10 protein-coding genes are annotated in these 12965 nt (G+C 44.3%); 4 read left to right on the top strand and 6 right to left on the bottom strand.

All coding sequences use genetic code 11. The features are described 5' to 3' along the window. Nucleotides 1-63 precede the first annotated feature (63 nt). From NJD71_RS01820 to NJD71_RS01840, 5 genes are all read right to left on the bottom strand, one after another. Nucleotides 64-1260, bottom strand: coding sequence for an ABC transporter permease (locus NJD71_RS01820; protein WP_319050213.1), 1197 nt, complete (start codon nucleotides 1258-1260; stop codon nucleotides 64-66). Further along, a complete protein-coding gene (locus tag NJD71_RS01825) occupies nucleotides 1260-2573 on the bottom strand; it encodes an ABC transporter permease (protein WP_319050215.1) in 1314 nt (437 codons plus the stop codon). Before NJD71_RS01825 ends, NJD71_RS01820 begins: the two co-directional genes overlap by 1 nt. Nucleotides 2574-2576: 3 nt before the next feature. Continuing rightward, a complete protein-coding gene (locus tag NJD71_RS01830; protein WP_319050216.1) occupies nucleotides 2577-3776 on the bottom strand; it encodes an HlyD family secretion protein in 1200 nt (399 codons plus the stop codon). Between the two features lie 62 nt (nucleotides 3777-3838). Further along, the gene (locus tag NJD71_RS01835) at nucleotides 3839-4705 is read right to left on the bottom strand and encodes a YihY/virulence factor BrkB family protein (RefSeq protein ID WP_319050217.1); all 867 of its coding nucleotides are present in this window, start codon (nucleotides 4703-4705) and stop codon (nucleotides 3839-3841) included. 222 nt (nucleotides 4706-4927) lie between these two features. Next, a complete protein-coding gene (locus NJD71_RS01840; RefSeq protein ID WP_319050218.1) occupies nucleotides 4928-6520 on the bottom strand; it encodes a TolC family protein in 1593 nt (530 codons plus the stop codon). Nucleotides 6521-7155: 635 nt separating this feature from the next. Between NJD71_RS01840 and NJD71_RS01845 the strand changes: the two genes are divergently transcribed. The 4 genes from NJD71_RS01845 to NJD71_RS01860 all read left to right on the top strand — a co-directional run bounded on the left by NJD71_RS01845 (nucleotide 7156) and on the right by NJD71_RS01860 (nucleotide 11891). After that, nucleotides 7156-8790, top strand: coding sequence for an FGGY family carbohydrate kinase (locus NJD71_RS01845; RefSeq protein WP_319050219.1), 1635 nt, complete (start codon nucleotides 7156-7158; stop codon nucleotides 8788-8790). A gap of 369 nt (nucleotides 8791-9159) precedes the next feature. Then, on the top strand, nucleotides 9160-9630 hold the full coding sequence (locus NJD71_RS01850) for a hypothetical protein (protein WP_319050431.1): 471 nt from the start codon (nucleotides 9160-9162) through the stop codon (nucleotides 9628-9630). A 308-nt stretch (nucleotides 9631-9938) separates the two neighbouring features. Next, the gene (locus NJD71_RS01855; protein ID WP_319050220.1) at nucleotides 9939-10961 is read left to right on the top strand and encodes an endonuclease/exonuclease/phosphatase family protein; all 1023 of its coding nucleotides are present in this window, start codon (nucleotides 9939-9941) and stop codon (nucleotides 10959-10961) included. 237 nt (nucleotides 10962-11198) lie between these two features. Further along, on the top strand, nucleotides 11199-11891 hold the full coding sequence (locus NJD71_RS01860; RefSeq protein ID WP_319050221.1) for a TetR/AcrR family transcriptional regulator: 693 nt from the start codon (nucleotides 11199-11201) through the stop codon (nucleotides 11889-11891). A gap of 154 nt (nucleotides 11892-12045) precedes the next feature. Here NJD71_RS01860 and NJD71_RS01865 read toward each other — a convergent pair whose 3' ends face one another. Beyond that, on the bottom strand, nucleotides 12046-12843 hold the full coding sequence (locus tag NJD71_RS01865) for a hypothetical protein (protein WP_319050222.1): 798 nt from the start codon (nucleotides 12841-12843) through the stop codon (nucleotides 12046-12048). Nucleotides 12844-12965: the final 122 nt, after the last annotated feature.

Below are 12965 nucleotides of genomic sequence, written 5' to 3' on the forward strand. Positions count from 1 at the left end.
CACAAAAAGCGCCTGCTATTATTAGCAGGCGCTTTTTTGTCGGGGTCTTGAGCTCAGTTACTATCAAGCGCTATAAGCGGATTGTCTTTGCGGTATACGTTTGCGTAAAAACAGTAGTAAAGCAAAATAAAATAGCCATAAGCTTGCCAGTGCATAAAATCCAATAGCGACTTGCGACACGCTGGCACCCATTTGGTTCAGCTGTACAGAGGTATTGATCGCAGGGGTTGTGGGCACGATCCAGCGTATGACTTGTAATATCTGAGGCAACTGGTCTGCTGGCCATGGGTAGCCACTCAAGAAAAATATCGGTAGCGAGACAAAGATTAAGATTTGCATGCTGCGTTCTCGTTGCCGGAACCATAGCCCAAGCACGCAGCCGAGCGTGGCGACCGTCGGGCAAAATAATGCCAAAAACAATAACGTACCAAGCATGTTTTGACCACGTGGATAATGATGAAGCTCAAACGCCCAGCCATAATAAAAACAGCCGACGATAAAGCTTAGCGTGCTTAGCGCTCCGATGCGTCCTAGCCAGCCACGTATGCTCGTCGCATGGCGGCGTTGCTCATACCATGTGCCAATCAGCATTGCTGTCGCCATCAGTAGTGTTTGCTGCAAGATAATGACAGAGACAGCTGGCACGACATAAGCACCATAGCCTTCAGTTTGGTTATACAGTGGTATGATGCGTAGCGGTATTGCTTGCGTGCTCTGTGCGGCAGTGGGTGCATAAGTCCCTTTCGCAACGGCCTTCTTTACCTTTATACCTGCTGATACCGTACCCACTGCTTGAGAGAAGCCCAATTGAACATTTTTATTCAGGATAAAATAGCCACCATTACCCAAAACACTGACATGGGCTTGTTGACCTGATAGTACTTGCGCTTCAAGCCCACTAGGAATCACCATATAACCTGCAATTTGATTGGACCACATGGCTTCTTTGGCGGCTTGCTCATTGACAAAACGCTCGGTATCTAAATAAGGGCTGGAGCTTGAGTAACGAGCGAGCGTACGCGATAAGTTGCTATTGTCATAATCGATGATACCTACCGGTACATGATTGACCACCTCAGTAGAATAAGGCCACGGATAAAAGAAGCCATAAATAATAGGGGCGATGATCAACATCAGCAAGATGCCTTTATCCCCAAAAATATCTTTAAGCGTTTGGACAAAGCTTGTCCAGAACGACGGTGATGGCGAAGACTTTGTTGATTCAGATTTTTTGAGATTGGGGTTGGATTCTATTGACATTAGCGTGCTCCCCAACGTTCAGGATGTGCCAATGCACGTTTGGTTAATAATGCGGCTAGTAGCAGTGCTATGATCATAGCAAGGGTGAGACCGTAGACACCAGGCAGGGATATAGCAATGGGTGCCTGCATCTGCAGTTGTGCAATATGAAGCTTCAGATAATGCGTCAGTGGTAGGATATTCGACCAGTACTGCGCGCTATCACTAATCGCAATATAAGGAAAGGTCACACCAGCAAAGGCGTAAGAAGGCGCTGAGATAAAACCAGTAGCGGACAGCCCCATACGTAGAGAAAAAGCATTCAACGTAAAGATCGCACCTAGCCAAAACGAGAGTGTCATTAGGCATAACAGACCAGCATATACTACGGCAAGCGAAGCTATGCTTATAGATTGGTTTGAGGTTGCCAGCCACAGTATCATAGCTGACCATACACTATAGGCCAGCATTGGCCAAAAATATTTACCTAACAAACCAAACAACAATACTGACAGGCTAACTGCCTGTGGCGCTCGTAAGGTTGATGAGACCGTAGCATTATCGCGGCTGTTATTGACACTATCCTGCTTGGTGAAAGGCGCGGTTGGTGTTTTCGAATATTGAGGTGATGTTCGCTCAGGATTTTTGGTATCGATAAAACGGTACCAGCGACCAATATTTTTATCACGTAGCTCACGTCCAATAGTCGTTGCACCAACGACCATTGCCAATATATGTAGTAGGGCAGGTATCACGGTTGAGGCCAAAAACTGCTGATAATTGGTCGCTGCATTGAACAGACTGATACGCTGAATACTGATAGGCGCGTAAGTTGTCGCGGTTTGTGATGGTGCTATGCCTTGCTTGAGCAATCGCTGTATCTCGACGCCTGCGGACAGTGTACTTGCAACTGCTTGAACACTCGTTTGGATAATGCCAGAGTGAGTACCATACTGTGCGTTTACTTGTAGTGTGAGTGGCGCAGGTGTATTCGATAGAATATGGCGAGAGAAGTCTTCAGGAATCGTCACGACTGCGTAAATATCGCGTTGCAATATTGCAGTCTCGGCCTCTGCTTGAGAATAATACAACTGCCTGACTGTGAGCGTAGGACTGGCTTCTAAGTAGCGTACGGCAGTATTGGCCATCGCACTATTGTCTTGATCGATAATGCCTATAGGCAAATCAGTAATCTGAGTCTGTGAAAATATCCACCAAATAAGTAGGACGGTTGCCAGCGGTATCCATACCACCATGCTAAGGTCCCACTGGTTTTTGGTCAAAAATCGCCGCTCATAGGCTGCACTGCGCAAAAACGCCTCAATTAAGCGCATGGTTTACTCTTGGTTCTGGTTAATAGGCGCAGGATTGATACGCACAACCACGCTCATACCCGAGCGAATACGAGTATCTGGCGTTGATGGTCGAGCTTTTACCTCAAAGGTACGCACATCAAACCCATCGTCGTTGTTAGTCGGTCGCCAAGTTGCAAAATCAGATAGGGTCGACGTCGCATAAACAGTGAACTGTTTGCTATAAGGTTTGTCTGCTGATGATAGAGCTGGGATAGTTCCTATAAAAGTTTGACCGATAGCAAATTGATTCAGATAAGATTCAGTGACGTTGAGTACCACCCATTGGTCATTGGTATCTACCAAAGTGAGCAAAGGAACGCCTTGACCGATGACTTCACCAGCACTGACGATGACGTTGTCAACGATACCTGCGATAGGGCTTTTTAGATTGGCTTCTTCTTTTGCGACCAGTGCCTCGTCCAGTTGGGCATCGACCTGTGCGACTTGGGCGGTAGCGGCTGACTTATCTTCACTACGCGCGCCCTCTAACGCCAAGTCATATTGCAGACGTGCCGCTTCAGTCTGATCTTCGGTAGCAAGGTACTGTGCATACGCCTCATCGCGCTTTTGCCGCGCCATCAACCCTTCTTCGTAAAGGCGATTAACGCGCTGATAAGTGTTCTTCGCCAAATCAGAGGCCGCTTTATTGGCTTGCCAAGCCGCTTTGGCTTGAGCGATTTCTTGCGGGCGTGCGCCATTTTCGGCTTTGTCCAACTGGCTCTGTGCGATTTGCTTGCCAGCCCGCGCCTGGTTGATCTTGGCATTAATTTCAGGCGAATCCATTTCGACCAGCTGTTGCCCCGCTGTGACAGCATCACCTTCTGTCACCATAATCCGTGCAATGCGGCCAGGTACTTTTGCAGCGATAGAGGTTTGCTGCATTTGCATTTGCCCCTGAAGCGTAATGATTTCAGGCTCGCTCTGTTGATTGCTTTTATATAGACCATAGGCAATCACAGCAAGAACAATCAATGTAAGCCCTGCAAGTAGCGCTTTTTTTACACGAGCAGATTTATCAGCGTTAGCATTACCGCGATTGTACGGTGGCGTAGGCTGCACCGGCTCAGCGTCAGGCGTGTTTTCTGCTGGTTTAGCTGAGTATTGACTGTCCTGAGAGGTCACTGACTCGGTTGAATCATCAGATTGATTTGAGTCGTTTGATTCATTTGGCAATTCAGACATGACAGCGGGATTCCTAAAGCAGCAAAGTTGAGAGTAAAGGGTCTAGAATAAAGGGGTTATGATTAATACATTCGAACAGCGTAAGGCTTAGCACTGTCTAACGCTTCAGAGTTGAAAATAGCACCAAAAGCGACAATAAATGCCGAATAATACAGCCACAGCATAATTACCACAGCAGCTGAAAGCGCACCAAACTCAGCACTATAGTTATTGAAGTTTTGTACATAGATAGAAAACAGCACAGACAATACAATCCACATAATGGTCGCTAGTGCGGCGCCTGGTACTAGCCTTTTTAGCGCGACAGCATCGCGATTAGGTGCTAAGCGGTAGAGCCCCAAAAAGCTCAGAAATATAATACCAGCCAATATTGGCCATCTGCTCCAAAGCGCAATCGTTTCAGCTATCTGAGGAAACGGGAAAAAAGCCGCTCCCACAGGAATAATGGCGATAGAGGAGACTGCTATAATCAAGACAACTACTGCGCCAAAGGTTAGTCCAACGGCTCGAATAGTACCTTGAATGAACCCACGCTCATGAGTGATATGAAAGGCGAGGTTGATAAGGATAATTAAAGACTTAATGCCTTTAGAGCCAGCATAGAGGGCGAGTAGTGACGATAAAATAAGGCTAAAAGTCAGTTTGGACGTGGTAGTAGAGACTAGGTCGTTCAGGCGTGAGTTGAGGACTTCATATACGGTATCGGGTATAAATGGACTCAAAAGTGAGATCTGTTCTTGCATCTGGACAGGTGAAAACACGAGACCATAAATGAGTACAAACACTGCCATCACGGGAAATATCGACAAAAAACCAAAAAACCCCACGCTTGCACAGTGTGCCCAAACGTTAGAGGTGTTTGCAAGCTGCCATGTTTTGAGTAAAGGCTGCAACCAATGACTTATCGATTTAGAGGTAGATTTTTTCATAAAACAATTATTCACAATAGAATGAGTAACAGTATGGATGTTGTCAGCGTTGTGACAGGCCCCGTACTCAGTGCATTACAAAGGTATGACCGCACCTCACGCACTTGAGGCAGTCGATGTACCGTACCGCTCAAAGACATCGTTATTAAGGACATCGTTATAACGAAAGGCTAGATCGACTGTACAAGCGCTGATCCATACGACTTATGGTTTTCATGTTCATTATTGTTCAGTATACAAAGTTGGTAGTTGAATGTCAGCGGCATTCAGATAAGCATTGAAAGCAAGCGGGGTGCCACAGCTTTGCATGAGTGCAGCCAATGACTGTACATAGCTATTGGCAGCTTGTGCTTGCTCAGTACGTGCTTTGAGCGACTGAGTCTGTGCTTGTACCACATCGACGGTGGTATTCACGCCTTCTTGTAAGCCAAGGCGGCGCAGTCGCAACACTTCTGTCGCCAAATCGACGTTACTCTGAAGTGCCTGATAGCGTGACTGGGCATTATTGACATCATGCCAGTTTTTTTCTACGAGCAGGAGTAGGTTGTCACTGACTTCAATTTCAGAGAGATCGGCTTGACGGATTTGAGCGCTACTTGATGCCAATGATGCTGTTTTATCAAGTCCGCCCCAGAGTTTCCAACTGGCAGATATACCAGCAACCCAGCTTGGATCTTTCTCTACCTGACCATAACCATACAGCAAAACGGTCGGTTTATAACCAGTATCAGATAACGCATGCAGCTGCTGTGCTTGAGCACGTTTGGCGGCAACTTTCTGTAATCCTGGGTGATGACTCAGAGCCAGATCTTGAAAATAACTGACATCTGGTAGCGGGCGACTAGACACAAACAAAGGCGTCGTCGGCTTAATACGGTAGTTGGTACGTAGTAACCGCTGTAATGCAATCATAGCCAAGCGTGCATCGTTATTGGCATTAACAGACTCGCTTTTGGCGTCGGCAAGCGCAGATTGCGCTTCCAACCTATCTACCCGTGAGATAAAGCCTTCTTCAAATAGACGCTCTGCCATATGGTCAGTTTGTTGCAGTGTATCGTAAGCGTCTTCACGTAAGTAAGCGGCAATGATCGCTAGCTGCGCCTTAAAGTAGCGCTCAATCAACGTATTATACAGCTCGTTTTTATCAAGAATACTATCTGCTAGCGCTTCTTGGGTGCGTGCATCGGAGGCGCTAGTCAAGGCATCTGTACGTCCAGCAGTATAAATAGGCCAGACCACACCAACACCTGCTCCAGTTGTGGAGCCTGAGCGTTTGAGGTCATACGAGTCTGGAATCCGCTCACCAACCAATTCGCCAAAGTTGGGTAAGTCTGGCAAGCTTGCAATAGGAGGAATGACACTATCGACACGATTATTCACCCCATCTATGATGCCGTTTTTAAGAGTGGATAAATCTATATCTTGGTCTAGATGGTAAGCACTGGCAGATACGCGAGCAAATACGAGCGGGTTATCGATGGTTCTTAGAGCATCAGTTTGGTATTCGCTGGCAGCAATGGCTGCTTGATTGGCCGCTATCTTGGGCGATACTTGGACTAAAAGTTTTTGTGCTTGCGCTAAGCTCAAAAAGCTGGAGACCTCTAACGGATAGCTATTATCAATCGTTTTGTGTGAGATGGGATCGACAAGGGTAGCCAGTGAGGGTTGCCCGTCATAAGGATCTATTGATGTATTATTAGGCGTTGTGGTTGTCTTATGATTGCTCTGATCGTCAGCATCCATGATCTGTGTCACAGAGCCAGATGCCATACCAGTTGATTCGGTACGAGCGGCATCAGTGCTTGCATAAGTCATAGGCGCAACACTTATGAGTGTAACAGTCATCATAGCGGACGGTAGCGCTGATAAAGCGAATTTCATAAGTCACATAAACCATTAATTGAGAGGTAAGGTATTATAAGACAACGGTTATCATTGATAGACCGTATTGCTCAAAATATTAATCAAATTATTATAGACTATCTATGAGTGACCGCGTCTACCAGTCATCGAGTAAATGATGCCGATACAAAACATTTATTGTCAAATAGGTCAGGGCTTTTAAATAAAAAGGGTCTTATCATAGCGTCGCTGACAGTCTATCATTTGAAACATCATTTAAATTAAGGCGTACACTGTAGAGCCACAATGGTGACGGGTCAATGCTCAGTATTTTTTGGTTTTCTATTGTATGGGCAGTAGCGGTATGATAGAAGCTCAACTCTATATTTAAATATCTCTTTATAACTAACAACATAGCTTAGGAGGTATTTTGAGATGATTCTATTTGTCTTCAAATAAACTTTGTTTTTAGTTTTACTATTAAAATAATTAATCAGTCATTCATAAAAAAACAGCAAGCGATGAACGTTAATCAATGAAGAGTAAATAGTCACTTATTACGAATTTTTGTCAAATAAAATAAATAACCTTAGTAGAGGATGTGCGTAATGGCAGGATATATTTTGGCGCTGGATCAGGGAACAACATCGAGTCGAGCGATCCTCTATGACGATCATGCACGCCCTATAAAAATGGTACAACAACCAACGACCCTCCAAACGCCAAGTGCTGGATTTGTAGAGCAAGATGCACAGCAGATTTGGCAAACCCAGATCAGCTGTGCGCACGATGTTATCAATCGGGCAGGTTTGCTTGCAACGGACGTCACCAGCATTGCCATTACCAATCAGCGCGAATCTATCGTGATGTGGGACAAACAAACGGGTAAACCATTGGCACCTGCTATCATCTGGCAGGACAGACGGACGGCAAACTACTGTAAGACGCTTGCTGCCGAAAGCGCTACCAATAGTATGGATGATAGCGGCTATAAAAACAGCGCTCATACGAACACGTCTGAAAATCATCAAAATAATATGGCGCATGAGGTACAGCGTATTACAGGCCTGCGGTTAGACCCTTATTTTAGTGCCAGCAAGATTGCGTGGTTGCTCGAAAACAATCCAAAGCTTAGTGTGCGAGCCAGTAAAGGTGAGATAGCTGTCGGTACTATCGACAGCTGGCTGATATACAAGCTAACAGGTGGAGAGCACGTTATCGATGTGACTAACGCCTCTCGCACTTTGTTATTTGACATCCATAAACTGGCGTGGTCAGAGACACTTTGTGATCGCTTTGCCATTCCTATGAACATATTACCCAAAGTGCTGCCCTCAGACGGTGATTTTGGCAAAACCAAAAAAGGCTTGTTTGCCAAACAAATACCCATTCAAGCCGTACTTGGCGATCAGCAAGCAGCACTCTTTGGACAAGGTTGTCTTGATACAGGTATGGCAAAGAACACCTATGGTACAGGGTGTTTTATGCTGATGAATATCGGTCAGCAACCAAAGTTGAGCGACCATAAGCTACTGACAACTATCGCGTGGCAACGAAAAACATCGCCAACCCGTCCAGACAATTTATCGTTTGATCAGATTGTACAGTCAGGAAAGCGTATGCTACAACCGCCCAAAAAGGAAGTTACTTATGCGTTAGAAGGGAGTGTCTTTATGGCGGGCGCTATCGTCCAGTGGTTGCGTGACAACTTAGGTATGATTCAACAAAGTAGTGATGTTGAGGACCTAGCGCGCCAAGTGGATAGTAGTGAAGATGTGGTGCTACTACCGGCGTTTACTGGACTTGGGGCACCTTACTGGCGTTCTGATATCAGTGCCAGTATTACAGGTATGAGCCGCGGTACAACTAAAGCGCACATTGCTCGTGCAGCCTTAGAGGCGGTAGCCTATCAGACGTATGACGTACTTATCGCTATGCAAAAAGACAGTCCTCATCCATTGACCGAGCTAAGAGTGGATGGCGGCGCGGCAAACAATGATTTGCTGATGCAGTTTCAGGCGGATTTATTAGATGTTCCTGTGCTACGTCCAAGAGACACAGAAATTACAGCAAAGGGCGCGGCGTTACTCGCAGGTCTAAAAACTGGGTTATACGATGAGTCAACAATGAAAGCATCATGGCAGGTAGATCGTATCTTTGAGCCAAGTATGTCTACTGATGCTCGCGAACAACATCTTGACAAATGGCAGCGTGCTATCGAGAGATCGTTGATGCAGCTATGAGCTTGTTCTACTTGGCAAATTGAGTGTCAACGCGTTTTTATAATTACTCAAAGTATAGATCAATCGTACACAAACGTGATAAAGATACAGGCTGTAACGCAAGCCTACAAAGATATCGACATAGCTTACATAACCTGTATATCGTAGGGTAGTGATTGTTCCTATACTTCGAATGCTAGTCAAATAAGGATTTTGATAAGACCTAGAAGAACAAACGGAAATCAATAACTAATTAAGGATATATTTATTATGAATAACCATGACGAACTAAATAAAACAAAAATTAATGCAGATGGTACTACACATACAAATGTAACAGACGACTACAACCGTGACCATGATGCCATCGACCGTAGCGAAGTGAAACATATGTCTGATGAGACAAAAGACGATTTGAACGCTGATATGATCACAGGTGAACCAGGTTCACATCCAGTGGGTACTGGTATCGGTGGTGTGGGCGGTGCAGCAGCAGGCGCAGCAATCGGTTCGATGGCAGGTCCACTAGGTACATTGATCGGTGGTGCTATTGGTGCAGTTGTTGGTGGCGGTGCAGGTCATGCAGCAGGTGAAGCGATAAATCCAACACACGAAGAAGCGTACTGGCGTGCAGAATATGCAAACGCTGACTATTATAAAGAAGGACATGATTTTGATCGCGATCTGCATCCAGCCTATGCAGTAGGATATGCAAACCGTGCTCGTTATCCAGCAGATGCTCGTTTTGAAGATCACGAAGCAGATTTAGAGCGTTCATGGCACGAAGTAAAAGGTGAGTCTCGTCTGGCATGGGATGAGGCACGTCTAGCGTCACGTGATGCATGGCACCGCGTTTCGTAACACATACAATACAAAAAGCCATGTAGCTGCCTTCTAGCTACTGAATTAGTCAGGGTTTGTCAGGTTACATCTTGAAGCAGCATTGATTCATAAAATTATCAAGTAAACGGATAATCTGAAATATTGTTGATTCATTGCTACAAACAGACTGATTGTATGATTAGTTCTACTAATAGCTTTAACTATCAAATTTATGCTATTTTGAAACTTCCAAGGTTGACCTTGGAGGTTTTTTTAGGCATAAAATTTGCTGTTTATACACATAAATGAATATTATATATTATAATGATGAAAACAATAGGGAATATATGAGTAATCACGCTGATAATAATAAGCAGTTTTATGTTGCCACAGCCAATTTATTGAATTTCGCCAACCCTGATCGGATTTATTACGACAATGCACCGGCTTACGATAAGCAAGCCTATGAGCATAAGCTGCATGGTCTTACAGACTTATTATCTAAGGCGAATGCTGATATCATTGCCGTGCAAGAAGTATGGGATAGCGAGGCATTAGAAGCCCTATCTGTCTCGTTAGGGTTCAAACCAGAGCATGCAGTTATTCCGCTGGCAAGTAATGATAGCGCGAGTCCATATACTCAAGGTATGGGGGCACAAGGTACACCAGCTGTCGGTATCATCAGTCGATTTGAGCAGTTAGAAACCAGTCTATTAGAAGGTATTGCACCAAAGGCTGTGATTGATATTCCAGATATAGGACCTTATGAGCGTTTTAATCGTCCACCGCTCGTATTGCGTGTCGATGCATATGGTCAACCAATAACGATTATTACTGCGCATTTAAAAAGTAAACGTGCTTTTTTCTTACGTGATAAGAACGGCAATCTACTAGAAGATATGGATGATCCCAATATTCGTATTCGTGCCAAGCTGCGCAGTTTGTGCATGCGTGCTGCAGAAGCTGCATCGATTCGAATGGCGATTATGGAGCGTTTGCATCATACGCGTGAGCCATTGATACTGCTAGGTGATATGAATGATGTGACAGGTAGTGTTACCACTCAGTTGATGACCGAAACTGGTGAGGTCAATTACGATAAAAGTATGCGCGACGTCGCACTTTTTGATGCTGCTCGTATTCAGGCTCGTTATGGCTGGATGAAAGATGTCGCCTATACCCATATACACCAAGGCATGCCAGAAGTAATCGATCAGCTGTTTGTCTCAGAGGAGTTTTTACCTGATAGTAAGTTTTCGCTTGGTCAGGTTGAACGCGTTGATTATTTCAATGATCACCTTAAATGGGATTATGCAGACAGAGTCACTGATCATGGTATTATAAGAGCGAAAATCAAACTTAATGATTAACTTTTTAAAATTAAACAGTTAACTCTAGTAGAGTATTAATCGATACATGAACTTCTAACCCATTCATGTCCCTTGCTTGATAGTGTACAAGCGTTTATGATGCCTCCTCATCGAGTGTGGTAACGATAATATTGGCGCTATATTTTAGCCAATAGCCAGTAATCCGTTAGTTTTGGATGAATACTGTCTGATGAAGATTATATCTATACAATAGGGCGTAACATAAAGAGATTTATAATGAGTGATAACAAAGACGACAAAATTGAAGATGTGTTGGTAGACTCAGAATTGGCAAAAAAACTTGTACCGAACAAGTTTAAATTTACCAGCCAACAAGGCCGTGTACGCCGCCAAAAACTTTTGGCTGGTGCCAAAAAACTGAGTGAAACACAAGCAATTAATGATATTACCTTGGCTGCCGTATGTGAAGAAGCAGGCATACCAAGAGCCTCTGCTTATCACTTCTTTCCTAATATTGAAGCAATATTTCTAGCATTGCGTTTTTTGAATGCCATCGAAATACTGGAGATGGTAGAAACAGTTGATATCGGTAATTACGATAGATGGCAAGGGTATTTGACTGCACTTATTGATCAGTGCGTGATGATCTTCCATAGTGATGAGACCAAAGCCAAGCTAATTTACGATACCAATACGCCTGACTTTGAAGGCGACAGCTTTGGTGAAGATATGGACCATCAAATCGTTGACTTGGTATATAAGCGCTTGTCAGAGCGTTATGAGATGCCAAACTTTGATGATATCCAAAACACCCTGTTGATTGCTTATAGTATCGTCAACGCTATCTTTACCTTGTCTTATCGTCGTCATCAGAGCATTACTGAGGACTATATTCAAGAAGCAAATACGGCATTTATTGCGTATCTGCGCTGCTATCTACCAGAAAAGCTACGACGCAAAAGCGTTTAATTTTCCATACCAAACGAAAAAAGCCGACAAAGATGTCGGCTTTTTTATGTTTTGTATTTACTACAATATTCTAAACACATAGTTGTCGTCCATTGAGACGTTATACGGTCATAGCAGTGATGATTAATGGTATTTGTTAATAGTAAGCTATTTCTCAACTATTTGGCGTTAAGTCTTGTCCACGGCAAACATCATCGACAGCATCTAAAGGGGCGTATTGCTGATAGTAGCTGATTATTGATGTTTCTAACGCTACAGTGGTCTGTGAGTCATGAGCGTTGATATAAGCTTCACGTGCTTGCTCAAGCCATCGATCTGCCATGCGAAAGTGCATACCGGACTCTCGCCAGCCTCGTTTGCATTGGTTGGTGGCGGCCCATATTAGAGCCACTTCACCAAACGCCATTTCACGAGGTGCTGACGCTATACCATTACTATCTTTGAGCGCACTCAGCGTTGCCCATAGGTCAGGTCGCATCAGCGCAGAGGTAGTAGGAATATCCTGATATATACTCATGTCTTGTGCACTATTATTTTTTAGTGCTTGCAAAATAGTCTCTGCCATTTCTACTGCAACTGAGCCTGCAGATGAGCGGCTATTCATACTGTCTTTGTTGATAGCATAAGTAAGCCATGCTTGTGCTTTATAAGCGAGATACTGCTCAAGAGCTGTCTTGTCTTTTTGTTGATACGGCTCTAATTGCGCTACCATACAGTTCAATACACGCTGTTGTTGGCTTTGATACTTATAAGAATGCGCTTGTTTCTGCACATGGCTCTGCAAGTCATCACGACAGTCAGTAATATTAGTCGTATTAGTGATTTGAGCTGAAGTATTAACGATGTCACTGTTAGCTAAAGCAGGTGGGGCTACCGTCAGTAGCAGTATTGCCGATAAGGCAGTAGATATCGTTTGCTTATCAGGTATGGTTTTCATGACAGCTTTAAACATAATGCAAACCTTGTATGAAGGTAATAAGGGGTGTTATTTACCATTATCAGGGCTAGTGCTACTCATAGCTTGGTAGGTTGTAATGCAGTTATAGCGGCATTGTCATAAGACGGTACTGAAGC

Source organism: Psychrobacter sp. PP-21, from assembly GCF_033790785.1.
Taxonomy (GTDB): Bacteria; Pseudomonadota; Gammaproteobacteria; order Pseudomonadales; family Moraxellaceae; genus Psychrobacter.